This window comes from Pseudoalteromonas sp. P1-8, assembly GCF_001399985.1.
In the GTDB taxonomy this organism is placed as follows: Bacteria; Pseudomonadota; Gammaproteobacteria; order Enterobacterales; family Alteromonadaceae; genus Pseudoalteromonas.
The window spans coordinates 190,267-214,767 of record NZ_LJSO01000002.1 but is presented as its reverse complement, the minus strand read 5'-3'; the positions used below and the strand labels follow the sequence as shown (position 1 = coordinate 214,767).

The following is a 24,501-nucleotide window of genomic DNA, read 5'->3' as shown; positions in this document are numbered from 1 at the left end:
TACTGAACAGGAAAATAGCTTCCAAAAACATTTATTGATGCTAAAGTAAATTTATACACGCTTAACCAGTAAGGTTTTTACTACTTTGTTAACATTTAAGCGTTAATAAAAGTTGTTTTAAGTAAAATTGTAAGATTTATCCTGTAAATTAAGCAATGGTTTTACAACGCTGAAGTTACAGCTAAACTTACTAAATCATCATATCCTTTAGGAGAGGAACAAATGACACAACAAAACCAACAGGGTTTCACCCTAATTGAATTAATGATTGTAGTTGCAATCATCGGTATTCTTGCTGCAGTAGCTCTTCCAGCATACTCTGACTACCAAGCATCATCAAAATTAACAGCTGGCCTAGCTGAAATTACTGGTGCAAAGACCGAAATGGAAATTGACGCTAATAACGGTGAAACGATTGGTTCAGTATCAGATCTTAAAGCTATCAAAAATGCTTCTACTCAAAATTGTACAATCACTGCTAGCTTAGCATCTGATGGTACTGGTAGTATTGTTTGTACTATTGACAATGCTCCATCTCAAGTATCATCGGCTGTTATTACTTGGTCTAGAGCGGCTACAGGTGAATGGACTTGCGCTACCACTGGTTTAACTGGTGATGCAACTGAATTAGCTCCTAAGAGCTGCCCTCATTCATAATATATGAATCTACTAAAGCGCCTTTTAAAGGCGCTTTACTTTAAATAATGAGTAAACTTCCTTATACATTAACTTTTATTACTTTATATTTTTCATTAACCCTTCTTCCGTTTATTCCGATATTTTCATTTGATTATCATAATCACCAGAGATTTCTACAAGTAACTTTACTACTTTTAAGTTCTATACTTTTCTTGGTTAAGGTAAGCAAAGATAAAGAGCTACTACTAGCCTCCCCAATAAACAAATTTGTATTTCTTTTCATTCTCATGGGGTTTATTTCATCTGCTTTTGCTAATGAAATAATTTTTAGTTTTTTTTATACTATTCACTTCCTATTCCTATTTATGTTTTTTTACATAGTGATAAATGAAGAAAGTGAACAGACCACCTCCTATTTTATAGCTTCTATTGCAATCATTCATAGCATTCTTGTATTAGTTTGTTTTTTGAATGTAATCTTTTCAATTGTTGACCAAGTAAAGCTTAATCCATTTGTTATCTATCAGAATTTCATTAACATACGATTTTTTAATCAAGTCCAAGTTTTCATAATACCTTTGCTTATATTCTTATTGAAATATAAGGATATTAAACGCGTAGTATACTTTTTTCTTACTTTAAACTTTCTATTAATATTTATAGGATATGCAAGAGGTGCTTTACTAACATTTTCTATTGTTTTCTTATTAGCTCAGCTTTTTGATAAGCATGAAAGAAAAAAGTACCAAACTGCATTATTTTGCCTTTTGATAGGTTTGTTAACTTATTACACCTGTAATGTACTTTTTAGCTCTGGTGAAGTTTCATTAAAAACAGGCTCTTCAGGTAGATTATTCATTTGGCAACAAACTATCTCTGAATTTACCTGGAAACAATTTTTTATAGGTAATGGACCTGGGGTATTTCAAGCCTCTTTAGAGGGAAAAGCACCAATGAGCCACCCTCATTCCTCAGTCATAGAGGTTACTAACGAGTGGGGTTTTTTAGCATTTGCTTTTTTATCTTCAGCTATTTATTTTACAATTAAAAATGCAGTCGCTTACCTTGTACTGAATAATGAAGACAGTACGTCAAAAGCACTACTTTACTCTTTTCTCTCTGGCCTCATATATTCTCTGTTATCAGGTGTACATGTAATGCCTGTTTCACAAACTTTACTATTTATAGTATGGGCCCTACTGCTGGCTCGAACTTCAAGTAAAACTCTAACATTTATTAACTTTACAAAATGGAAATTAGTTATTTTTGTTATTATATTAACCTCATTGTGGTATTTTTATGGATGGGTAGCTTTAGAAACCTATCAAAAAATGAACCCTGATACAGGTTATATATTTGGGCCAAGATTTTGGTCTATCGCTCATAGATTATGAAATATAACAGTCTAAACTTTCAGAATAATATTTTAAAACATTACAATAAGATGGGTTTTATCCATGGCTAAAAAACAGGAAGATAAAGATCTAGATACCTTTCAGTGGATAGGTGTTAATGCTAGGGGTAAAAAGCTAGAAGGAGAGCTAACGGGAAGTAGTATTGCTCTCATTAAAGCTCAGTTGCGTAAACAAGGCATCACTCCATCAAAAGTTAAACGTAAACCAAAGCCACTTTTTGGAATAAAAAGTGTGCAAAAAATAACCCCTAAAGATATAGCATTAATCACTCGTCAAATAGCGACTATGCTTATTGCTGGTGTACCTTTGATTCAATCAATCGAACTTATAGCATCAGGCGCAAAAAACAAAAGTGTTGCAAAATTAATGGACGAAGTCGGTGATGAAGTGAAAGCTGGTGTACCACTTTCTCAAGCTCTTCGAAAGCATCCTCGTTACTTTGATGATTTATACTGCGACCTGGTTGCTTCTGGTGAGCAATCTGGTGCCCTTGATAAAATATTTGACCGTGTTGCTATATACAAAGAAAAAGCCGAGGCATTGAAGTCAAAAATAAAGAAAGCCATGTTTTACCCTATTTCTGTAATCGTCATAGCTATCATTGTTACTTCAATCCTTCTAATTTTTGTTGTACCACAATTTCAAGATATTTTTAGTGGCTTTGGTGCTGAATTACCAAGTTTTACTTTAATGGTGATTGGTATTTCCGAATTTCTGCAAGAATACTGGTGGATAATCCTAATCGCTCTAATCGCATTTGGTTACGTATACAAAGAAGCTTTACTTAGAAGTAAAAAATTCCGCGATGCTAACGATAGAGCCATATTAAAACTGCCTGTCATTGGTATGATTTTAAATAAAGCGGCGGTTGCACGTTATGCTCGCACGCTTTCAACTACCTTTGCTGCTGGTGTCCCCCTCGTTGATGCGCTTGATTCTGCTGCAGGTGCCTCCGGTAATGCGGTGTATCGTTATGCAATTTTAGAAATCAAAGCCGAGGTAAGTTCAGGTAACTTAATGAACTGGGCGATGAAAAACGCTAAAATCTTCCCTGATATGGTGGTGCAAATGGTGGCCATAGGTGAAGAGTCGGGTTCACTTGATGGTATGCTTGCAAAAGTGGCAACGATTTATGAGCAAGAAGTCGATGATGCCGTAGATGGTTTATCAAGTTTACTTGAGCCCCTTATCATGGCGGTTTTAGGTGTGCTTGTTGGTGGGTTAATTGTTGCTATGTACTTACCTATATTCCAATTAGGTTCGGTGATTTAAACATAGCAGCTGTAAGCTGTAAGCTGTAAGCTGTAAGCTGTAAGCTGTAAGCAAAACTATAAACGCTAGTTGATTGCTACATTAAATAAATAATAACAACGCTTCAACACAGCGAAATAATATCGGCCTGCAAATGGCCAGAAGTTAGGTATTTTAATGGAAAACTTTTTTCTTGATATAACCACTGCGATGCAAAGTCAGCAGTGGTTTTATTTTTTGACGGTAGGCTTAGTAAGCCTGTGTATTGGTAGCTTTTTAAATGTGGTGATTTATCGTTTACCACTGATGATGAAAAGAGAATGGCAAACTGAATGCCGTATTGTATTGGCCGATGAGCTCAATTCAAAACAGCAAACAGAACAAGCTCCCTTTAATTTAGTAAAACCTAATTCGACCTGCCCTAAATGCAAAGCACCGATTAAAGCTTGGCAAAATATCCCTGTCTTAAGTTGGCTATTGCTAAAAGGTCGCTGTGCAAATTGTCAAACACCGATTTCTGTGCGCTACCCTATTGTTGAAATGCTTACTGCGGTTCTAAGTTTAGTTGTCGCCGTTGTTTTTGGCCCGACAAAACTAGCTCTTCTATATATATTGATTACTTGGTTTTTAGTTGCATTAACCTTTATCGATATCGATCATATGTTACTGCCCGACCAGCTCACCCTGCCGCTCGTTTGGTTAGCGCTGATTGCTGCCACTATGGATATTACCATTGCACCGAGCGATGCCATTATCGGCGCAGCAGTTGGCTACCTGAGCTTATGGAGTGTCTACTGGTTATTCAAGCTTGCTACAGGTAAAGAAGGCATGGGTTATGGCGACTTTAAATTATTAGCCGTATTTGGTGCGCTACTTGGCTGGCAAGATATTTTAACTATCGTGCTGCTATCAAGTGTCGTCGGTGCCATCATCGGCATTGCGCAAATTATGATTCAAGGTAAAGACAAAACTACGCCAATCCCATTTGGGCCTTATCTTGCCATCGCAGGATGGGTCACCTTACTTTGGGGTGAGCAAATTAAAAGTTATTACTTTAACTATTTAGGTTACTAATTATGGCAAACTGGGTTTTAGGGCTAACCGGTGGTATTGGCTCAGGAAAAAGTGCAGTAAGCGCCATATTTGAAGAGCTTGGTATTCAGGTGGTTGATGCCGACATAGTTGCCAGAGAAGTCGTCAAGCCTGGCTCTGTTGGCCTTACAAAAATTACAGCACATTTTGGTGATGAAATACTCACGAATAACGGCACGCTTGATCGCGCAAAACTAAGAGCAATTATCTTTGCCAATGAATCACAAAAACAATGGCTAAATAACTTATTGCACCCGCTTATTAGAGAAACAATGCTGAGCCAGTTAAAGCAGGCCACCAGCCACTATGTCATCTTAGTTGCTCCCTTACTTTTTGAAAATAGCTTAGAAAAATATTGCAATCATACCTTACTAATTGATGTTCCGGTTGATGTACAAATAACAAGAACAACAGCCCGTGATAATGTCTCTGTTGAATTAGCCGAGCAAATCATAGCCTCACAAATGAGCAGAGCTGATAAACAACAAAAAGCGGGAGATATTTTAGATAACAACCGCCCTCTTGAAGAAGTAAAAGCTGATGTGCAAAAACTGCACAAAAAGTACCTAATGCACTCTCACTAGGGTATTGATTTTATTTATAGATTCTCATGAATTTGAACCCATAAAAACCAATACAAAAGTACCAAAACACATTCTAAACAACTGAGTTTTAGGTTAATTTTTTTTGCAATTTTCCTAAAATCAGACAAGACTGATGTAATAGCCTTACTTTTTCTGTTAGATTGTGGCAATAAAGGATCAATCTAGGTGCGCAATGAATATAAACTCACCGCTACTTCGAAAATTTATTACACTCGGTCGCATTGATGCAGAGACCGTAAAATCAAAGCAGCGCGAATATAACTCTACTGCAGAGCTTATTTCTAAAACATGTGGAATGGCTGGCCATGAGCTCGCAGAGCAATGTACAGACCTTTTTCGTGTGCCTTATTTTGACATCAAAGACTTTGATGTTGCGAACATTAGCGAAGAACTAGTTAAAGATAAACTAATTCGTGAGCACCACATTTTACCTCTAGTTAAAAAGGGCCGTAAGCTCTACATTGCAGCCTCAGATCCAACCGACTACGGTGCCTTTGAAAACTTTGAATTTAGTACTGGCCTTTCATGCGAAGTGGTCGTTGTTGATTACACGCAACTTGAAAATAAAATTGAGCAATTACTTGATGCCGCAGGTGGCTTACATTTAAGTGAAGATGAGTTTAAAGAACTTGGTGAGCTTGAAACAGAAGCCCCTCGCGACTTAGCTAGCAAAGATGAAGATAAAGACGATGCCCCTATTATCGTTTACATCAATAAAATTTTGATGGACGCAATTAAAAAAGGAGCCTCGGATCTACACTTTGAACCTTATGAACACCGCTACCGTGTGCGTTTTCGCATCGATGGTATTTTGCATGAAATGGCAAGTCCACCGAATAGCTTAGCGAGCCGTTTATCTGCACGTATCAAGGTTATGTCACGACTAGACATAGCAGAAAAACGTAAACCTCAAGACGGCCGTATTAAGCTTAAAATTACTGAACGTAAAAGTATCGACTTCCGTGTCAGTACCTTGCCTACCCTTTGGGGCGAGAAAATCGTAATGCGTATTCTCGACTCATCAAGTGCTATGCTAGGTATCGATGTGCTTGGTTATGAGCCAGAACAGAAAAAACTCTACATGGACGCACTTGAGCAACCACAAGGCATGATCTTAGTAACCGGTCCAACGGGCTCTGGTAAAACGGTATCACTTTATACGGGTTTGAATATTCTTAACCAGCCAGAGCGTAATATCAGTACCGCCGAAGATCCAGTAGAGATCAACCTTGAAGGGATTAACCAAGTACAAATTAATCCAAAGGCAGATATGACCTTTGCCAATGCATTAAAGGCTTTCTTACGACAAGATCCCGATGTCGTAATGGTTGGTGAGATCCGTGACCTTGAAACCGCTGAAATAGCAATTAAAGCGGCGCAAACAGGTCACTTGGTATTATCAACTCTGCATACAAACTCTGCGCCAGAGACCCTTACTCGTCTTTTAAATATGGGTGTTCCTGCTTATAACGTAGCAAGCTCTATCAGCCTTATTATTGCGCAGCGTCTAGCAAGACGACTTTGCCCTAAGTGTAAAACACCAGAAAAACTACCTGATGAAGAATTGATTCGCCAAGGTTTTGATAAAGACAAACTCAATGAGGTTCAGTTATTCGCACCAAAAGGATGCGATAGCTGTACTGAAGGCTATAAAGGTCGAGTTGGTATTTATGAGGTAATGCAAATTACCCCTGAAATAGCACAAATTATTATGCGTGGTGGTAACTCACTCGAAATCGCTGAAGTATCTCTGCGCTCAGGCTTTAATGATCTGCGTTTATCTGGCCTGAAAAAAGCCGCTGATGGCGTTACCTCTTTAGCAGAAATAAACCGAGTAACGAGTTTCTAAACAAATTCGTTACTGGATTATCAGCTAACTGTTCAGTAAGATCTGACAAAAGTGCTTATTTGAGAGTTATTCCATGCCAACAGTTGTAAACTGCCCAACATGCAAAGCCAAAGTTGAATGGTCAGAGCAAAGCCCGCATCGTCCATTTTGCTCAAAACGCTGCCAGCTAATTGATTTAGGCGAGTGGTCGTTTGAAAACAATAAAATTTCTAGCCCAATTAGCAATGCTAATGATTTGAGCCAAGATATGATTGAAGATATCGAAGCAATGCTGGCTAAAAACGATGATTCATTCTTTAAAGAATAAAGCGTCAAATACAAAAAATGCGGCATTTGCCGCATTTTTTAATATAACCTATCACTTTTAACCTTCAGAACTCTCAGCTTTGCGTTCGCCTCGATGACCATGGTGGCCCTTTTTGTGACCTTTTTTACGCAGGTGCTTTTTAATCTCTTGATAGCTTTCGCGCTGTTCTGCATTTAAAACCTGCCAAATCGCATGGTCAGATTTCATTTTTAGCATGGCAAACTGCTGGCCTTTTTCTTGGCGCGCTTTAATCAGCTCTAATGCTGCATTTTCGTCAAATGCTTTTGTTGCTAATAACGCATCCATTTTCTCTTTGTGTGCTGCACGAGCGGCTTTCATTGCATCTTTATCGCCACGCAGTGCTGCAAATTGTGTTTTCTGCTCGGCAAAAATTGCTTTAAGTTGCGTTTGCTGCTCTTCGGTAAGTTGTAATTTATCAATACCACGCTCAGAAAGTAAAAAACGAGCCTGTGGGTTCATACCACGGTTAAAGTCTCCTTTCGCCATTGCTGAAGTAGCACCTACACTGGCTGCTGCTAAACCACAAACAAGTACGAATTTAGAAAGCTTATTTGAAATAGTCATAATCATTACCTTTTGTTGGGTTGTGCTCTGTTGTCGTTTCCGACTGATGGGTTAACTATAACTAATTCAATGCAAAGGAACGCAAACCAGTGTAAAGGTTGTGTAAAGATTCACTTTTACACAATTTACTGAGTAAAATAACCTTAAAGAAATAAATAGCTAGGTGTCAGAATGAAACTATTAATGATCGACGACGATACAGGATTGTGCGAATTACTCAGCGAGTACTTATCAGCACAAGGTTTTACAGTAGAGTGTGTTCATGATGGCGCTGAAGGCCTAAAGCAAGCTATTAAGCATAACTATGAGCTAATATTGCTTGATGTGATGCTACCCTCTATGGATGGCTTTGAGGTGCTAAAGCAGTTAAGACAACATAAGCTTACTCCGGTGATCATGCTAACCGCGAAAGGCGAAGACTTTGATCGTATCTTTGGTTTAGAGCTAGGCGCAGATGATTATATTCCTAAGCCATTTAACCACAGAGAACTGCTAGCTCGCGTTAAAGCAATTACCCGTCGCATCGAACATATCAATAGCTTATCGAGCCAACAGAGCAGCTCATTGAGTGTTAACAGCATCAATATTAATTTCGCAACACGAGAAGCTTCTGTTAAAGATAATGTACTGAGCCTAACCGGCACTGAGTATGAGATCCTTGCCATGCTAGTGCAACATGCCGGTGAAGTGATCAGCAAAGAGCAAATAAGTGAGCAAGTATTAGGTAGACGCCTTGCTCCTTTTGACCGCTCAATCGATATGCATGTCAGCAACATCCGTAAAAAAATTGCAGAGCATGTTAGTAATGAACGGATCAAAACCATGCGTGGCAGTGGTTATGTATTAATACAAGGCGAATAATATGCAAACTCCAAGCTGGCTAAAGCATCCCCGCCATTATTTGTTTTTAAAAATATTTGCTTGGTTTTGGGTTACTGTCATAGCGACTATCACAATACTGGTGTTTTTAAGCCAGTTAACGAGCAATGTCGGCAATGACGACCTGCGTGGACCCATGCTGAAAAATCTTGAGTACACTGCTAAAAGTATTGAACGTATTGTTGCTAAACACGGAAAATCAACTCAAGAGGTTTTATCTCATCCGCGCTTATCAAAGCATAAATTACTGTACTTAAATGGTGAGGTTCATGGTGTTGAAATGCTTAGCGAACCTGTATCCAAAGACATTGATTTAAGCTTGCTGAACTTTACCAAATATATGCGTCCGCAAATTATTTTTACCGATGAATACCAAGCTTATGGGCCGGTAGCTTTGAATGTACCCGAAGGTAAATTTTATCTTTATGAAATCGATGAAAAACGCAAGAAACCGTTTTTTGTCAGCCTATGGCTAATGCCAGTTTGGCTCAAGCTGCTTATTGCTTTAATCGCCTCATTGATGTTGAGTTTCTTCTTTAGCCGTAACTTAATTGCACCTATTAATAGTTTAAAAGAAACCGCAAAAAAGCTTGCTCATGGCGATTTAACTGCCCGTGCCGATGTATCTCCTACTCGTCAAGATGAGTTAGGTGTACTTGGTCGTGACTTTAATACCATGGCAGTACAACTTGAGCAGCTTATTAGCGCTCAAAAACGACTGCTAGCAGATATTTCTCATGAACTACGTTCACCATTAACGCGCTTAAAAATGGCTACAGGCCTTGCACAAATGCAAGCCGACTATGCTCAACACGCTTATTTAGAGCGCATTGAAAAAGAGGCCAATCAGCTCGATAAAATGATTGCCGATGTACTTCAAGTTTCACGCTTAGAAGCCAAAAGCCAGACTCTGGCGTTGAGTACACAATCCTTACAAGTGATTGTTGATCATGTACTCAACGATGCTCAATTTGAGGCCAAGCAAAGTAATAAAGAGCTTATCGTAAATGGTACACTAACAGCCGATTTAAAATGCGATGAAACCTTAATAGCCAGCGCGCTTGAGAATGTACTTCGCAATGCCATTAAATACGCAGAACATTCAATCTCAATAGGCTTAGTTGAATCAGATGCTATCTACATCACTATTTGTGATGACGGTAAAGGGGTTGATGAAGCAAACCTAGCAAGGCTGTGTGAACCTTTCTTCCGTCAGGAGCATGCACGTGATAGAAGCACTGGCGGCACGGGCTTAGGTCTTGCTATTGCAAAGAATGCTATCTCAGCACATGATGGTACACTAACACTTGAAAACCAAGAACATGGCGGACTGTGCGTAAACATCCGCCTACCTTATAAGAGTGAGTAAATGTTTTATAGTCGCGAAGCAAGTCTTGTTAATAACCTACCTAATATTAATCAGTTTTTTTCTGAGCAATTACAGCAAGACTTTCTGAGCACCGCTCATGGCAAGCTTTATTACGGCTATGCAATTCCCCAACAAGCAAAAACGGCCATCGTTATCAGTACTGGCCGAATAGAGTCTTTAATTAAGTACAAAGAGTTGCTGTGGGAGCTATATCAAAATGGCTTTGCAGTTTTTAGTGTTGATCACCAAGGGCAAGGTCGCTCTTATCGTCATTTAAAAAACACTCATAAGGGTTTTGTAAACCGCTTTACTGACTACGCAGATGACTTTGCTGTATTTATAGAAAAAGTGGTGCATCAACACTGGCAAGGAAAGCAGGTTTTGCTTGGCCACTCTATGGGCAGTGCCATTGCCTATGATTACCTATCGCGCTATCAGCATCAATTTGCGGGTGCTTTTTTATCAGCGCCGATGTTTGATATCTATACCAAAGGCACGCCAAAGCCTGTAGCAAAACTGGCTGCTAAAATTGCATCCTTACTTGGTCTTGGCCGCAGCTACGCATTTGGCCAAAGCGATTATTTACCAGTCGACTTTGCAGCTAATGAACTAACCAGTAGTGAAATTCGATATAAACTGTTCAGAGAGCTTTATGCAGCAGAAGGTGATTTACAACTAGGTGGCGTAACCTATGGCTGGCTCAATGCATCGTTTGATTTTATTGCTTCTTTAGTCGATAAAAAAGTCGATATTCCTTTGTTTATCGCAAGCGCCGAGCAAGATACTGTGGTCGATAACGCTGCGCAATTTGCACTTACCCATAGGCAAAAGCAAGCACAACTAAAAAGCTATGCGGGCGCTCGCCACGAACTATTGTGTGAACGCGACGAGATCAGACAAACAATACTCAGCGATTTTTATCAATTTTGTGCAGAACTTTGACGTGTTTTGTTAACCACAGAAAGTGGGTCTAGGTGCATCAAAATATCCATTTCACAATCAAAATGCGTTTGAATTAACGCTTCTACTTCATCAGCAACTTGATGCGCTCTTATCAATGATAATGAGTCTTCCAGCTCTAAATGCATCTGAATAAACTTAATTTTACCACCTTGGCGGGTGCGAATATCATGGGCGCCAAATACGTCTTGATGGCTATTCACAATGGCCAGTATTTGTTGTTTTTCTTCATCTGGGAGCTCTTTATCCATTAAGTGATCAGCACTTTCGCGAGCAATATCCCAGCTGTTATAAAGTAAATAAACAGCCACCCCAATAGCAAATAATGGATCGGCATAAGCGACGCCGTACTTAGCTAACACAATTGCCAGTAATACCGCCAAGTTTAAGATTAAATCGCCTTTATAGTGAATTGAGTCTGCTTTAATGGCGATTGATTCGGTGTGATTAATCACCTTAGTTTGTACAAACACCACCACGAGCGTACAAACAATAGCGAAAATACTAACCCAAATACCAAGGTCTGAATGCTTTAAGGTTACCGGATTAAATAAGCGCTCAATGCCATGAAACGCTAAAAAGCAACCTGAGCCAGCTATAAAAGCGGCCTGTGCAAGCCCGGCTAATGCTTCGGCTTTTCCGTGACCAAAGCGATGGTCGTCATCAGCAGGGCGTAGTGCATAACCTAGCACTAAAAAACTCATCAGTGAGGCTGTGATATCCATTAACGAATCGGTCAATGAACCCAGCATTGACGCCGAGCCAGATGCAAGCCAAGCCCAGCTTTTTGCTGCGATCATTAAACTCACCATAACAATGGTGACTATACTGGCTGTTTTAACCCAAAACTCATAACTACGATGCTGCACAACAACTTACCTTTAGTGAGTAACTGTGTTGAGTATATCATCTTTTAATTCTAGTTCGTGTATACTCAGCAGCAGATCAAATCCTTATAAATGAGATTCACATGCTTGATATTGTGTTGTACCAACCAGAAATTCCACCAAACACGGGTAATATCATTCGCTTATGCGCAAACACAGGTTATGCGTTACACCTAATTGAACCCCTTGGTTTTGAGTGGGATGATAAACGCGTAAAACGTGCAGGTCTTGATTATCATGAGTTTAGCCATGTACAGCGCCATGCCTCGTTTGAAGCATATCTAGAAAAATGCCAACCGAAAAAAGTCTATGCTTGCACCACAAAGGGCAGTCAATTTCACCATCAAGCACAATACCAACCTGGTGATTGTTTAGTGTTTGGCCCTGAAACGCGTGGCTTACCTGATGAACTCATTCAATCGTTGCCGAAAGAGCAACGTGTACGCATTCCAATGCAAAAAGATAGCCGTAGTATGAACTTATCTAACTCAGTTGCTGTATTTGTTTATGAATCTTGGCGTCAGCTGGGGTTTGTGAACGGTCAATAACTCATTGAAAAAGCGCTTGTAATAAATATTTACTAATTGTTTAGCACGACCATTTTTTATGGACTAACCTAAATAGGTTAGTTTGTTCCTAAAGATGGATTTTAATGCGCTTTTTCGCCAGAGTATGCAGTATCATTTTGCTGATGCAGCACTTTTATAGTGCTGCTTCTGCTGCTGTGTCTAATCCCTCTATCTCGCAAGCCCCTAATACAACGCCCCTGTTACTACTGATCCTTTTAGCGATTGTCATCCTCATTGGTGCAGTCATTTACTATCAAAGAAACCAAAAGATGACGCTGATGGATGCCCTACTTTCCCAGTCTAAAGATGGCATTTGGGTCACCGATGAACAGTTTAGGATCATAGAAATCAATAACGCATTTAGTGAAATATCGGGTTATAAGAAAGCTGATGTACTTGGTAAAAAATTCAAAGCATTAACGCAAGCCGGCCGTGATACACAACTCGAAGAAATCATCCAACAAGAACTAAGAAATGACGGTTATTGGTCTGGCGAAATTTGGAATTTACGCAAAGATGGGCAACCCTACGCCATTGATTTATGTATAACAAAAGTGACCACACCACGCTTTGCAAAAAGCTCTGTACGTTACGTTGGCATGTTTTCTGATGTCACAGCTCGTAAGAATAACGAGCGAACTATGCTCAAGCTCACTACCAAAGACAGTGTCACAGGCTTATCAAACCGTGCCATTTTTATAGAGTCCCTTGAAAAAGCAATCAATGCTTGTAACGACACTTACCCTAGTCTACTAATCATCTTTATCGACATAGACAATTTCAAAAAGATTAACGACTCCCTTGGTCACACAATTGGCGATGTACTACTAAAAGAAGTAGCCTGTCGTTTAACTGACTCTCTAAATTCAGGCTTTACCATTGCAAGACTCGGTGCAGATGAATTTGCGGTACTCGTGCCGCCCTACCTTTATTCTGGTCAAACCGTATTTTTTGCTAAAAAAACCGCAGACATCGTGCTTCAGCAGTTTAAAACCCCATTTATGTTAGATGGTTTTGAGACTTCACTATCTGCCTGTTGTGGTCTTGCTATCTACCCAGACAACGCCTACAACTGTGAATACTTAATGCGCAGCGCAAATAGTGCTTTGAATCATGCAAAAAAAATGGGCCGTAATACGTATCAATTTTTTGATAAAGACCGTCATACCCTCGACCCAACCGAATTAACCAAAGAGAGTGCTTTATTCAAAGCAATCACCAACAATGAGTTTGAGCTTTATTTTCAGCCAAAGTTTGATGCCCAGCATAATCAGTTATACGGCTTTGAAGCATTAGTTCGCTGGCCTCAAGAAGATGGCAGTGTTATTAACCCCGATGAGTTCATTCCGCTTGCCGAACAAAATGGTGCCATTATTCCGCTCACCCAATTACTGATGGAGCAGCTGCTTAATCAACTAGCCCAGTGGCGAAAACAAAACATTTCGTTTGGTAATGTCGCTATTAATATTTCAGCCTTACACTTTCAGCAAAGTAGCCTTATTGAAACACTCATCGACAACTTGGCTAAATTTGACGTTCCAGCACATTGCTTAGAACTCGAGATCACAGAAAGCGCCATGATGGATAATCCTGAATTTGCAGAGCAGCAAATGAAGCGCATTAAATCGATTGGTGTGCACATCGCGCTGGATGACTTTGGAACAGGTCATTCATCACTCAGTTACTTAAAGCGTTTTCCAATCGATACACTCAAAATCGACAAATCATTCGTTAAAGATATCGATAAAAACGACCAAGACCGTAATATCACCGCCACCATAGTGCGTCTAGCTAAGTATTTGGACATAAATGTGGTTGCTGAAGGAGTAGAAACTGAAGAGCAAGCCTACATGCTGCATATTATGGGTTGTCATTTTCAACAAGGTTACTATTACTGCAAGCCATTAAAAGCCAATCAAGTCAGCGAATTTATTAATGACACGCTAGAAAAGCAGCAATCTAGCTAGTGGTTGCAACGGTACATCAAATAAAAAACGCGATTAATAAATCGCGTTTTTTATTTAACAATGCACAATCTAAATTATTCAGATTTTTGCTCACGGCCAAGTAGTGCCATCGCAGCTTCTTTTACATCTTTATTTTCATAAAGTACTTGGTAAATTTGCTCCGTTATTGGCATTTCAATACCTGTGCGCTCAGCAAGTAAATACACTTCTTTGGTATTTCTATAGCCTTCAACAACCTGACCAATAGATTCAATTGCAGCTTCTACGCCTTCACCCTTGCCAAGAGCAAGACCAAAGCGACGGTTACGAGATTGGTTATCTGTACAGGTTAAGATTAAGTCACCGAGGCCAGCCATCCCCATAAAGGTATCTGAACGAGCACCTAATGCACACCCTAAACGGCACAGCTCAGCTAAACCGCGAGTGATTAAGGCTGTACGTGCGTTAGCACCAAAGCCAAAACCATCAGACATACCTGCGCCAATCGCAATCACATTTTTAACTGCGCCACCAAGCTGTATACCAATGAAGTCATCATTGTTATAAACCCTAAATGAGCGGCCACAGTGTAAAAGGTCAGCTAATTGCTTAGCGAAGTCTTTAGAGGTCGACGACACCGAAATAGCGGTTGGTAAGCCCATTGCCATTTCTTTTGCAAAAGTAGGTCCTGAAAGCACAGCCAGAGGAACATCATCGCCTAGCTCTTGTACCGCTACTTCTTGCAGTAAACGCCCTGTATTTGGCTCTAAACCTTTGGTAGCCCATGCAACTTCAGCACCTTCTGACAACCAAGGTTTGATTTTTTGCAGCGTGCCAGCAAAAGCATGACTCGGCACAACAACCAAAATGATCTTGCTTGCTTTAACTGCCGTTTCTAAATCTGCTTCTAGTTGGAGGGTGTCAGGAAAGCTAACATCCGGAACATAACGTTGATTCTTTCGCTCAGCTGCAAGCGTAGCAACGTCATCGCTATTGCGGCCCCACAAAGTCACTGGGTGGCCATTTCTGGCAAAGCAAATAGCAAGGGCGGTGCCATAAGACCCCGCCCCTAATACTGTAACAGCTGATTGTGCTGTACTCATAGCTTATGCGTCTGCAGTTGCCTGTTGGTCTTGAGCAGCACGTTGTTGCATGTATTGAGCAAATAGTGCGTCAAAGTTAACTGGCGCTAAGTTTAATTGTGGGAAAGTACCACGGTTAACTAGGTTTGATACTGCTTCACGTGCGTAAGGGAAAAGTACGTTCGGGCAGAAAGCACCTAACATGTGTGCAAGTTGAACTTCTTCAACTTCGCCAATTGTGAAAATACCCGCTTGTTGGATTTCACATAGGAATGCAGTTTCTTCACCGATTGAAGCTGTTACTGTTAAAGCAAGAACAACTTCAAACACGCCTTCTTCTAATTTGTTAGAACGAGTATCTAAGTCAAGCTTAACTTCAGGAGTCCACTCTTTTTGGAAAATAGCAGGTGAGTTAGGCGTCTCAAATGAAACATCTTTAGTATAGATGCGTTGGATTGAGAATTGAGCGCCGGCTTGTTCTGCTGCTGCGTTTTGATTTTCTTCGTTCATTGTAATTCCTAACTTGTATTCGTTTTTATATTTAAAGTTTATTAAGCGTTAAGCTTTGCGTCTAAAAGGCCTTGTGCTTCAATTGCCATCATGTCGTCACAACCGCCGATATGTTCATCATTAATGAAAATTTGCGGAACTGTGTAACCACCATTTGCTTTGTCGATCATTTCATCACGACGCTCAGGGTGAACACCAATATCGATATTCGTGTAGTCTACACCTTTACTGTCTAATAACGCCAAAGCACGTTGGCAGAATGGACAGTATGCTTTTGTGTAAAGAACAACATTACTCATAATAATTCCTCTATCGGGCAGTGAGCCTTATTAACGACCGGTCGTTGTAGGTAAGCTAGCTGATTGCCAAGCGCCCATACCGCCCGCTAATACATAAACACGCTCAAAACCTGCTTTATGCATTGCAGTTGCGATACCTGAGGCAGTCATGCCCGTGGTACATACTAGTATAATGGGTTTAGTCTTAAACTTTTCAAGGCTTGAAAAATCAGATTGCTTTGCTTTTTCTGGATTTAAGTGAGTTGCGCCTGCAATACGGCCAGAGTTAAACTCTTTTTGTGCACGTATATCAATCACTTGACCATCATCACGGTTAATTAGCAAGGTAAGTTGCTGTGGGTTGATTTGACGGATAGCCGAAAATTTACTTTTAAACCAACTGCTGATCAGCATAGCGACTAATGCTAACCAGATAATGCTCAAAACCGGATGATTTGAGATAAATTCAATATATTGATCCATGCGTTTTCCACTAAGAAATTTAGATACCACAGCGCATAGCCATGGGTTAATTAAAATTTGCCACGCAAGTATACGTGCTTGAATTGAAAATGCTAGGGCGTGAAATATTTTAATATGACATATTGATAGCTGATCAAAACCATAAAACACGGTATGCTAGTGATATATAAGTGCCAATCTTCAGGAGCTATAATGACAGAGCATAAAAAACCATTGGTATTAATGATCTTAGACGGTTGGGGATACCGTGAAGACACAGAAAGTAACGCCATACTTGCTGCTAATACCCCAGTACTCGACAACCTTTGGGCAACCCGCCCACATACATTAATTTCAGGTTCGGGACTTGATGTTGGTTTACCTGCAGGACAAATGGGTAACTCTGAAGTAGGTCACGTAAATTTAGGTGCTGGCCGTATCGTTTATCAAGACTTTACTCGCATCACAAAAGCCATTGATGATGGTGAGTTCGATAGCAACCCAGCGCTTGTTGATAATATCGACAAAGCTGTAAATGCAGGCAAAGCCGTGCATATTATGGGGCTTTTAAGCCCAGGTGGTGTTCATAGTCATGAAGACCACATTGTGGCAACGATTGAACTTGCTGCTAAGCGCGGTGCAAAAGAAGTTTACTTCCACGGTTTCTTAGACGGCCGTGACACACCGCCACGTAGTGCAAAAGCATCAATTGAGCGCATCGAAGCCTTATTTGCAGAACTTGGCTGTGGCCGTTTAGCGACGCTTGTTGGTCGTTACTATGCAATGGACCGCGATAACCGTTGGAATCGTGTCGAGCTTGCATATGATGTTATGGTTAGTGGCATTGCTGAATACAGCTACACTGACGGTGTAACCGCACTAGAAGCCGCATACGCACGTGACGAGAACGACGAGTTCGTAGCAGCAACAACTGTTGTGCCAGAAGGCCAAGCAGCTGCTGAGATCAATGACGGCGACACAGTTATCTTTGCTAACTTCAGAGCAGACCGAGCACGTGAAATGACTCGTGCCTTTGTTGATGCTGACTTCAGTGGTTTTGATAAGAAAAAATCACCACAGTTAAGCGCTTTTGTGATGATGACAGAGTACGCAGCAGACATTAAAGCGCCGATTGCGTTTGCCCCAGAGCCTTTAACAAATGTATTAGGCGAATGGTTAGAGAAGCAAGGTAAAACACAGCTACGTATTTCTGAAACAGAAAAATACGCACACGTGACCTTTTTCTTCAGCGGTGGCCGTGAAGATGAATTTGTTGGTGAGACTCGCGAACTAATTCCATCACCACAAGTTGCAACATACGATCTGCAACCAGAAATGAACTCTGAAATGCTGACCGATAAATTGGTTGAAGCAATCGCTAGCGGTAAATACGATGCCATCATCTGTAACTACCCTAACGGAGACATGGTAGGTCACTCAGGCGTATTCGAAGCAGCAGTGAAAGCATGTGAAGCAGTTGATCATTGTATTGGTCGTGTAGTTGCAGCACTTGAAGAACATGGTGGTGAAGCGCTTATTACAGCCGATCATGGTAATGCTGAACAAATGGCTAACCCAGCAACGGGCCAAGCACATACCGCACACACCAGTGAGCCAGTGCCATTTATCTATGTTGGCCGTGATGCAACACCACATGATGGTAAAACATTGAGTGACGTGGCTCCAACCATGCTTCACCTACTCGGCTTAGAGCAGCCAAGTGAAATGACTGGTAAACCAATCATGACGCTGAAATAAGCTATGAGTAAATGTATTAACCACTTCCTTAAAACTGGTTTAATACTGACTTCATTAGTAGCAACTTCGGTTGTTGCTAATGAAGATCAAACCAAAAAAGACTTATCAGACATTCAATCAGCTTTACAAAAAACAGAGGCTGAGCTTAAAGGTCAACGCAAGTCCATTGCCCAAATGCGCAAAGATCTGCGCGCCCATGAACTCGACATAGCTCAAAATGCAAAAGCATTAAACCTTGCCGCCCAATCTGTTAAAGAAAATGAGCAACAACAACGAGAACAACAAGCTAAAGCCGAGCAACTTAAAGCCCAGCAAGCACAGCGCCAAACCTTATTAGCTGCACAACTAAAAAGCGCCTACATGGCGGGTAGCCATGACTACTCAAAAATGTTGCTTAACCAACAAGACACAGCCAAAATTGAGCGCACACTAAGTTATTATAATTATTTAAATAAAGCACGTATTGAGCAAATTGAAGAGCTCAAAGCACTACAGCAAGAAATTGCAGACAACCAAGCTCAGCTTGAAAAAACCAAACAACGTCTAGTTGCCTTATATGATGAGCAAAAAAGACGCCAGCAAGCTCTAGTCAATGCACAACAAGAGCGTAAAACTAACCTCAATAAACTCCAGTCAGCGTTAAAAGAAACGAAAAGCTCTATTGATTACTTAAAAGAAAATGAGCAAACCCTGATCACCGCCATTGAAGAGCTTGAACAAGAGCGAAGTGAAAAGGTTGAATTACTAGGCTTACAAAGTAGTAAGGGCAAACTCGACTGGCCAACTAAAGGGGCATTACGCCACCGCTTTGGGCAACGCAAGCACGGCAACATAGATTGGAAAGGCGTACTTATCAGCGCTAAAGAAGGCAGTAATGTTAAAAGCGTACAGAACGGCCAAGTTGTTTACGCAGACTGGCTAAATGGCTTTGGCTGGGTTATCGCTATTGATCATGGCGATGGCTTTATGAGCTTATATGGTCACGCTCAAACTCTACTTCGCGATGTTGGCGACCTTGTTAGAGAAGGCGAAACAATTGCATTAGTCGGTCAAAGCGGCGGACAACCGGATCCTGGTCTATACTTTGAAATACGCCACAAAGGACGCGCAGTAAATCCTGTAAAATGGTGCAGACGCATTTAATTGATTAAATAGCTGCACTCTATGAGGAGCAGCTGATGCTAAACACAACTTACTCTTACAAAGCTCATTTTTCCCCAGCTAAGTTTTTTACTCAGCTGTCTTTTTTATTACTTGTCAGCTTGCTATGCCTGATACTGCAATCGTTTCAGGCTGTTGCAAAACCCTCGTTACAGTCACTACAGCATCAGCAACTAAACGAAATCCTATTTAATATCCATACATATTATGTTGATGATCTGAAACTACAAAACACATTTGTAACCCAGCCTGATAACTTACAAGTCGAAGCGTTATTCGAACGCCTTGATCCATATTCAAAATATCTGGATGAAACTGAGCTCGATGCTATCTTCAGTAGCACTAATGGTAGATACACAGGACTCGGTATCGAAGTAAAAGTTGAAGATGGTCGCGTGTATATTGTTAACACTATTAATAACTCACCTGCGGCGCTTGCGGGTCTTCAGGTAAATGATGAAGTTATTGCGATTAATCAACAACCTATTTTAGACAAAAGCATCGAAGAAGTGGCTAAATTAATTCGCCAAAGCGGTCAAAGTGCTGTCGATGTCGCTGTTAAAAGAGAGAAAGATACTGAGCTAAACTTCTCGATTAAGCGCCAACAAATCAACTTACAAAGCGTTCATGGCCATTTAGCAGATACAGGCGTTGCGCTTATCAGTATCAACTCATTCAATAACCACACATTACACGATGTTGCTCGGGAGCTTGCAAAAATGCAGGTCACCAATAGCTTCCCTCTTTCAGGTTTAATTATTGATTTACGCGATAACCCAGGCGGTACATTACAAGGGGCCATTGAAGTTGCAGATCTGTTTTTAGATAACGGCACCATAGTGTCAACCAAAGGCCGCTTTAATGAAGCTAATCAGAAGTATAAAGCCCATAAAGGCGACATACTCAGTGGCGCTCCCATTGCTGTACTGATTAACGAAAACTCAGCCTCTGCCGCTGAAATACTTGCAGCAGCATTAAGAGATAATCAACGAGCGGTGCTAATTGGCGAAACCTCTTTTGGTAAGGGCTCAGTGCAATCGCTGATACCTTTAGGTAACGGTAATACCGCATTAAAACTGACTACAGCACGTTATTACACACCTGCGGGTCAATCTATCGATGGTAAAGGGATCACCCCAGATGTGAGTATTAATCAAACAATGCTTTCAGAAATTGACCAAGGCGTTATAATAAAAAACATCCAAGAATTGGCGCTTTTTAGCTCACTTCTAGATAGACAAGACAAAAAGCAACTTACAGCAAAGCAGCTCGTTATTATGCAGTAAGTAAATGCTCACAACGGATATAATAATTACAAAAAGTGAACTTAAAAACAGGCTTATTACTCGCCGTATGTTGCCTACCGCTATTCTGCCAAGCAAAGCAAATAGCCATAGTAATTGATGATATAGGCAATCATCAGCGAGATCTTGAAATATTAAACTTACCAGGGCAAGTGACCTTCTCAATCTTGCCCCATACACCCTATTCGCAAATATTTGCTGAACGCGCCAGTAGAACTCATAAAGAACTACTTTTACATGTACCAATGCAAGCGCTTGATAAAACTAAAGCACTTGGTCCGGGTGCACTCACTGATACTATGGGTAAGTCAGAGTTACAAACAACCCTTGGCCATGCATTAGCCTCTCTACCACAAGTAAAAGGGGTCAATAACCACATGGGCTCTGAGTTAACACAACTTACAGAGCCAATGAAATGGACGATGGAAATATTAAAGAAACGCGGTTTATACTTCTTAGATAGCCGTACAACGAGTCGAAGTGAAGCACAAAACGTTGCTAACCTCTATGGTGTGGCTAATGTATCTCGCCATGTATTTCTTGATAACAATGTCACCCAAAGTCAGCTACAACATCAACTAGAAGAGCTAAAAAGCAAAGCTGAACACTTCAACTACGCAATCGCCATTGCCCACCCCTACCCAGAAACCGTTGCTTTTCTACAACAAGCCCTCCCTGAACTACAACAACAAGGCTTCGAACTTGTTCCCCTCTCACAACTAGTCGAAACAAAATACATTCAGCTTGCCAAAGCAGAGCAAAGACAAGGGGAATGAGTGTTATAAACGTGAGTTGCGAGTTAGCGAGGGGAAAGTTGAAAGAGTAAAGTTTTGAGGTCTGGCGTAGGTTGGCTAGAGCGAAGCGAAACCCAACCTACGCCAGAGCTATCAGCTTTCAGCCGTCAGCGATCAGCCGATAGGTGGAGGTTCTAGGTTCTAGGCAAAGTGTACTTGTTGGAATGGCTTTAGCCATGAATGTGTTTGTAAAGGTCTGAATTCGGCACTGAAGTGCCTCCTACGNGGAATGGCTTTAGCCATGAATGTGTTTGTAAAGGTCTGAATTCGGCACTGAAGTACCTCCTACAGGGTTTGTTGCTGAGGGTGACTCAGTTACCTAACAACCCGGTAGATCAACTGACATCTAATATCTAACGTCTAACCTTCTCATCACGTAGGAATGGCTTTAGCCGTGAATGTGTTTGTTATGGTCTGATTCGGCACTGAAGTGCCTCCTACAGGGGTTGTTTTGCTAAGGGTGACTCTGTACTAAAAAACCCCACAGTTCAGCTGACGGCTGACGGCTGACCGCTGATGGCTGATGGCTGATAGCTGACAGCTAAAACGCAAAAAAGCCCGACTCTTTCGAATCGGGCTTTCTCTTATTTGGAGCCTGGCGATGACCTACTTTCACATAGCAGCTGCTACACTATCATCGGCGCTGTTTCGTTTCACTACTGAGTTCGGCATGGGGTCAGGTGGGTCCAAAACGCTATTGTCACCAAGCAAAAGGCGTGGAAAGGATTCTCGACAAAGCGCGTAGCGCTTACGAGTCCTTTGCGCAAGGTGAACTGATTTCGCGTTAAGCGTTGCGGTTCACCCTACATAAATCTGGAATTCTGATATCAAGTAAATGTCTACTTTAGTAACTTAAGTTACGCTGTCATAAAACGCGTTTGGCGTTGTATGGTTAAGCCTCACGGGTAATTAGTACAGGTTAGCTTAATGGCTCACACCACTTCCACATCCTGCCTATCAACGTTGTAGTCTTCAACGGCCCTTCAGAGACTTTAAAAGTCTAGTGAGAACTCATCTCGAGGCCTGCTTCGCGCTTAGATGCTTTCAGCGCTTATCAGTTCCGAACGTAGCTACCGGGCAGTGCCATTGGCATGACAACCCGAACACCAGCGGTTCGTTCACTCCGGTCCTCTCGTACTAGGAGCAACCCCTCTCAATTCTCAAACGCCCACGGCAGATAGGGACCGAACTGTCTCACGACGTTCTAAACCCAGCTCGCGTACCACTTTAAATGGCGAACAGCCATACCCTTGGGACCGACTTCAGCCCCAGGATGTGATGAGCCGACATCGAGGTGCCAAACACCGCCGTCGATATGAACTCTTGGGCGGTATCAGCCTGTTATCCCCGGAGTACCTTTTATCCGTTGAGCGATGGCCCTTCCATTCAGAACCACCGGATCACTATGACCTACTTTCGTACCTGCTCGACGTGTCTGTCTCGCAGTTAAGCTGGCTTCTACCATTACACTAACCGTACGATGTCCGACCGTACTTAGCCAACCTTCGTGCTCCTCCGTTACTCTTTGGGAGGAGACCGCCCCAGTCAAACTACCCACCAGGCACTGTCCGTAACCCCGATTAGGGGCCAACGTTAGAACATCAACACTACAAGGGTGGTATTTCAAGGACGGCTCCACAAAAACTAGCGTTTCTGCTTCAAAGCCTCCCACCTATCCTACACATGTAGGGTCAATGTTCAGTGCCAAGCTGTAGTAAAGGTTCACGGGGTCTTTCCGTCTAGCCGCGGGTACACAGCATCTTCACTGCGATTTCAATTTCACTGAGTCTCGGGTGGAGACAGCGTGGCCATGGTTACACCATTCGTGCAGGTCGGAACTTACCCGACAAGGAATTTCGCTACCTTAGGACCGTTATAGTTACGGCCGCCGTTTACCGGGGCTTCGATCAAGAGCTTCGTCCGAAAACTAACCCCATCAATTAACCTTCCGGCACCGGGCAGGTGTCACACCGTATACGTCATCTTGCGATTTTGCACAGTGCTGTGTTTTTAATAAACAGTCCCAGCCACCTGGTCACTGCGGCTCCCGTCCGCTTAGAGAGCAAGTCTCATCACAGATAGGAGCGTACCTTCTCCCGAAGTTACGGTACAATTTTGCCTAGTTCCTTCACCCGAGTTCTCTCAAGCGCCTTAGTATTCTCTACCTGACCACCTGTGTCGGTTTGGGGTACGATTCGGTATAATCTGAAGCTTAGAGGCTTTTCCTGGAAGTATGGCATCAACAACTTCACACCCTTGGGTGCTCGTCTCGTGTCTCAGTCTTAAGAGTCCGGATTTTCCTAAACTCTCAACCTACTCACTTTCACATGGACAACCAACGCCATGCTTGTTTAGCCTGCTCCGTCCCCCCATCGCAATTATACCAAGTACGGGAATATTAACCCGTTTCCCATCGACTACGCCTTTCGGCCTCGCCTTAGGGGTCGACTTACCCTACCCTGATTAACATGGGATAGGAACCCTTGGTCTTCCGGCGTGCGGGTTTTTCACCCGCATTATCGTTACTCATGTCAGCATTCGCACTTCTGATACCTCCAGCATACCTCCCGGTACACCTTCAACGGCTTACAGAACGCTCCCCTACCACTCAAAATAAATTTTGAATCCGCAGCTTCGGTGCATAGTTTAGCCCCGTTACATCTTCCGCGCAGACCGACTCGACCAGTGAGCTATTACGCTTTCTTTAAAGGATGGCTGCTTCTAAGCCAACCTCCTGGCTGTCTGGGCCTTTCCACATCGTTTCCCACTTAACTATGACTTTGGGACCTTAGCTGGCGG

General features: G+C 41.7%; 22 protein-coding genes and 2 rRNA genes (1 of these 24 only partly in view). 16 read left to right on the top strand and 8 right to left on the bottom strand.

All coding sequences use genetic code 11. The features are described 5' to 3' along the window. Positions 1–222 precede the first annotated feature (222 nt). From AN213_RS04525 to yacG, 7 genes are all read left to right on the top strand, one after another. Positions 223–657, top strand: coding sequence for a pilin (locus tag AN213_RS04525; RefSeq protein ID WP_055197646.1), 435 nt, complete (start codon positions 223–225; stop codon positions 655–657). A gap of 47 nt (positions 658–704) precedes the next feature. Next, entirely contained in the window at positions 705–2,033 is a 1,329-nt protein-coding gene (locus AN213_RS04520; RefSeq protein ID WP_055197644.1) for an O-antigen ligase, read from the top strand. A gap of 63 nt (positions 2,034–2,096) precedes the next feature. Continuing rightward, positions 2,097–3,326, top strand: a complete 1,230-nt coding sequence (locus AN213_RS04515; protein WP_055197642.1) for a type II secretion system F family protein — start codon at positions 2,097–2,099, stop codon at positions 3,324–3,326. Positions 3,327–3,482: 156 nt separating this feature from the next. After that, complete coding sequence (locus AN213_RS04510; protein WP_055197640.1) at positions 3,483–4,379, top strand: A24 family peptidase; 897 nt, start codon at positions 3,483–3,485, stop codon at positions 4,377–4,379. A gap of 2 nt (positions 4,380–4,381) precedes the next feature. Continuing rightward, positions 4,382–4,981, top strand: a complete 600-nt coding sequence (coaE, locus tag AN213_RS04505; protein WP_055197638.1) for a dephospho-CoA kinase — start codon at positions 4,382–4,384, stop codon at positions 4,979–4,981. Between the two features lie 193 nt (positions 4,982–5,174). Then, positions 5,175–6,851 carry a type IV-A pilus assembly ATPase PilB gene (gene pilB, locus AN213_RS04500; RefSeq protein ID WP_055022084.1) on the top strand — a complete coding sequence of 559 codons (1,677 nt, stop codon included), beginning with the start codon at positions 5,175–5,177 and terminating at the stop codon, positions 6,849–6,851. 73 nt (positions 6,852–6,924) lie between these two features. After that, the gene (gene yacG / locus AN213_RS04495) at positions 6,925–7,158 is read left to right on the top strand and encodes a DNA gyrase inhibitor YacG (RefSeq protein WP_054562797.1); all 234 of its coding nucleotides are present in this window, start codon (positions 6,925–6,927) and stop codon (positions 7,156–7,158) included. A gap of 57 nt (positions 7,159–7,215) precedes the next feature. On the opposite strand, the gene AN213_RS04490 is transcribed toward yacG, so the two are convergent. Then, the gene (locus tag AN213_RS04490) at positions 7,216–7,743 is read right to left on the bottom strand and encodes a Spy/CpxP family protein refolding chaperone (protein WP_054562798.1); all 528 of its coding nucleotides are present in this window, start codon (positions 7,741–7,743) and stop codon (positions 7,216–7,218) included. Between the two features lie 171 nt (positions 7,744–7,914). Here AN213_RS04490 and AN213_RS04485 point away from each other — a divergent pair, with 171 nt between their 5' ends. From AN213_RS04485 to AN213_RS04475, 3 genes are read left to right on the top strand one after another with little or no spacing between them, the layout of a single operon-like run. Further along, on the top strand, positions 7,915–8,604 hold the full coding sequence (locus AN213_RS04485) for a response regulator (protein ID WP_055197636.1): 690 nt from the start codon (positions 7,915–7,917) through the stop codon (positions 8,602–8,604). Position 8,605: 1 nt separating this feature from the next. Next, the gene (locus AN213_RS04480; protein ID WP_095209705.1) at positions 8,606–9,991 is read left to right on the top strand and encodes an ATP-binding protein; all 1,386 of its coding nucleotides are present in this window, start codon (positions 8,606–8,608) and stop codon (positions 9,989–9,991) included. Then, entirely contained in the window at positions 9,992–10,933 is a 942-nt protein-coding gene (locus tag AN213_RS04475; RefSeq protein ID WP_055197635.1) for an alpha/beta fold hydrolase, read from the top strand. Here AN213_RS04475 and AN213_RS04470 read toward each other — a convergent pair. Further along, entirely contained in the window at positions 10,912–11,820 is a 909-nt protein-coding gene (locus AN213_RS04470; RefSeq protein ID WP_082401648.1) for a cation diffusion facilitator family transporter, read from the bottom strand. The two genes, AN213_RS04475 and AN213_RS04470, sit on opposite strands and share 22 nt — an antisense overlap. 101 nt (positions 11,821–11,921) lie before the next feature. On the opposite strand from AN213_RS04470, the gene trmL reads away from it, so the two are divergent. Both trmL and AN213_RS04460 read left to right on the top strand, forming a co-directional pair. Further along, the gene (gene trmL, locus AN213_RS04465; RefSeq protein WP_054550977.1) at positions 11,922–12,386 is read left to right on the top strand and encodes a tRNA (uridine(34)/cytosine(34)/5-carboxymethylaminomethyluridine(34)-2'-O)-methyltransferase TrmL; all 465 of its coding nucleotides are present in this window, start codon (positions 11,922–11,924) and stop codon (positions 12,384–12,386) included. Between the two features lie 104 nt (positions 12,387–12,490). Continuing rightward, a complete protein-coding gene (locus AN213_RS04460; RefSeq protein ID WP_054562801.1) occupies positions 12,491–14,374 on the top strand; it encodes a bifunctional diguanylate cyclase/phosphodiesterase in 1,884 nt (627 codons plus the stop codon). Positions 14,375–14,448: 74 nt separating this feature from the next. On the opposite strand, the gene gpsA is transcribed toward AN213_RS04460, so the two are convergent. From gpsA to AN213_RS04440, 4 genes are read right to left on the bottom strand one after another with little or no spacing between them, the layout of a single operon-like run. Beyond that, positions 14,449–15,456 carry an NAD(P)H-dependent glycerol-3-phosphate dehydrogenase gene (gene gpsA / locus AN213_RS04455; RefSeq protein ID WP_054562802.1) on the bottom strand — a complete coding sequence of 336 codons (1,008 nt, stop codon included), beginning with the start codon at positions 15,454–15,456 and terminating at the stop codon, positions 14,449–14,451. 3 nt (positions 15,457–15,459) lie between these two features. Beyond that, positions 15,460–15,945, bottom strand: coding sequence for a protein-export chaperone SecB (secB, locus tag AN213_RS04450; RefSeq protein ID WP_054550974.1), 486 nt, complete (start codon positions 15,943–15,945; stop codon positions 15,460–15,462). A 41-nt stretch (positions 15,946–15,986) separates the two neighbouring features. Then, positions 15,987–16,244 carry a glutaredoxin 3 gene (gene grxC / locus AN213_RS04445; RefSeq protein WP_054550973.1) on the bottom strand — a complete coding sequence of 86 codons (258 nt, stop codon included), beginning with the start codon at positions 16,242–16,244 and terminating at the stop codon, positions 15,987–15,989. A 30-nt stretch (positions 16,245–16,274) separates the two neighbouring features. Then, complete coding sequence (locus AN213_RS04440; protein ID WP_054562817.1) at positions 16,275–16,706, bottom strand: rhodanese-like domain-containing protein; 432 nt, start codon at positions 16,704–16,706, stop codon at positions 16,275–16,277. Between the two features lie 192 nt (positions 16,707–16,898). Here AN213_RS04440 and gpmM point away from each other — a divergent pair, with 192 nt between their 5' ends. From gpmM to AN213_RS04420, 4 genes are read left to right on the top strand one after another with little or no spacing between them, the layout of a single operon-like run. After that, complete coding sequence (gene gpmM / locus AN213_RS04435; RefSeq protein WP_054562803.1) at positions 16,899–18,443, top strand: 2,3-bisphosphoglycerate-independent phosphoglycerate mutase; 1,545 nt, start codon at positions 16,899–16,901, stop codon at positions 18,441–18,443. Positions 18,444–18,446: 3 nt separating this feature from the next. After that, complete coding sequence (locus AN213_RS04430) at positions 18,447–19,586, top strand: murein hydrolase activator EnvC (protein ID WP_054562804.1); 1,140 nt, start codon at positions 18,447–18,449, stop codon at positions 19,584–19,586. 35 nt (positions 19,587–19,621) lie between these two features. Further along, the gene (locus tag AN213_RS04425; RefSeq protein WP_055197633.1) at positions 19,622–20,890 is read left to right on the top strand and encodes a S41 family peptidase; all 1,269 of its coding nucleotides are present in this window, start codon (positions 19,622–19,624) and stop codon (positions 20,888–20,890) included. Positions 20,891–20,925: 35 nt separating this feature from the next. Further along, positions 20,926–21,684, top strand: a complete 759-nt coding sequence (locus AN213_RS04420; RefSeq protein WP_055197631.1) for a divergent polysaccharide deacetylase family protein — start codon at positions 20,926–20,928, stop codon at positions 21,682–21,684. 611 nt (positions 21,685–22,295) lie between these two features. Here the strand turns inward: AN213_RS04420 and rrf are convergent. Together rrf and AN213_RS04410 are read right to left on the bottom strand one after the other, a co-directional pair. Continuing rightward, positions 22,296–22,410: ribosomal RNA gene (gene rrf / locus AN213_RS04415) — 5S ribosomal RNA — on the bottom strand. 180 nt (positions 22,411–22,590) lie between these two features. After that, positions 22,591–24,501 (bottom strand): 23S ribosomal RNA (locus AN213_RS04410); it runs 973 nt beyond the window's last position.

Bases quoted from the DNA above. Each gene is read 5' to 3' on its own strand.
- AN213_RS04525 (WP_055197646.1), top strand. From the start codon at position 223: ATGACACAACAAAACCAACAGGGTTTCACCCTAATTGAATTAATGATT.
- AN213_RS04520 (WP_055197644.1), top strand. From the start codon at position 705: ATGAGTAAACTTCCTTATACATTAACTTTTATTACTTTATATTTTTCA.
- AN213_RS04515 (WP_055197642.1), top strand. From the start codon at position 2,097: ATGGCTAAAAAACAGGAAGATAAAGATCTAGATACCTTTCAGTGGATA.
- AN213_RS04510 (WP_055197640.1), top strand. From the start codon at position 3,483: ATGGAAAACTTTTTTCTTGATATAACCACTGCGATGCAAAGTCAGCAG.
- coaE (WP_055197638.1), top strand. From the start codon at position 4,382: ATGGCAAACTGGGTTTTAGGGCTAACCGGTGGTATTGGCTCAGGAAAA.
- pilB (WP_055022084.1), top strand. From the start codon at position 5,175: ATGAATATAAACTCACCGCTACTTCGAAAATTTATTACACTCGGTCGC.
- yacG (WP_054562797.1), top strand. From the start codon at position 6,925: ATGCCAACAGTTGTAAACTGCCCAACATGCAAAGCCAAAGTTGAATGG.
- AN213_RS04490 (WP_054562798.1), bottom strand. From the start codon at position 7,743: ATGACTATTTCAAATAAGCTTTCTAAATTCGTACTTGTTTGTGGTTTA.
- AN213_RS04485 (WP_055197636.1), top strand. From the start codon at position 7,915: ATGAAACTATTAATGATCGACGACGATACAGGATTGTGCGAATTACTC.
- AN213_RS04480 (WP_095209705.1), top strand. From the start codon at position 8,606: ATGCAAACTCCAAGCTGGCTAAAGCATCCCCGCCATTATTTGTTTTTA.
- AN213_RS04475 (WP_055197635.1), top strand. From the start codon at position 9,992: ATGTTTTATAGTCGCGAAGCAAGTCTTGTTAATAACCTACCTAATATT.
- trmL (WP_054550977.1), top strand. From the start codon at position 11,922: ATGCTTGATATTGTGTTGTACCAACCAGAAATTCCACCAAACACGGGT.
- AN213_RS04460 (WP_054562801.1), top strand. From the start codon at position 12,491: ATGCGCTTTTTCGCCAGAGTATGCAGTATCATTTTGCTGATGCAGCAC.
- gpsA (WP_054562802.1), bottom strand. From the start codon at position 15,456: ATGAGTACAGCACAATCAGCTGTTACAGTATTAGGGGCGGGGTCTTAT.
- secB (WP_054550974.1), bottom strand. From the start codon at position 15,945: ATGAACGAAGAAAATCAAAACGCAGCAGCAGAACAAGCCGGCGCTCAA.
- grxC (WP_054550973.1), bottom strand. From the start codon at position 16,244: ATGAGTAATGTTGTTCTTTACACAAAAGCATACTGTCCATTCTGCCAA.
- AN213_RS04440 (WP_054562817.1), bottom strand. From the start codon at position 16,706: ATGGATCAATATATTGAATTTATCTCAAATCATCCGGTTTTGAGCATT.
- gpmM (WP_054562803.1), top strand. From the start codon at position 16,899: ATGACAGAGCATAAAAAACCATTGGTATTAATGATCTTAGACGGTTGG.
- AN213_RS04430 (WP_054562804.1), top strand. From the start codon at position 18,447: ATGAGTAAATGTATTAACCACTTCCTTAAAACTGGTTTAATACTGACT.
- AN213_RS04425 (WP_055197633.1), top strand. From the start codon at position 19,622: ATGCTAAACACAACTTACTCTTACAAAGCTCATTTTTCCCCAGCTAAG.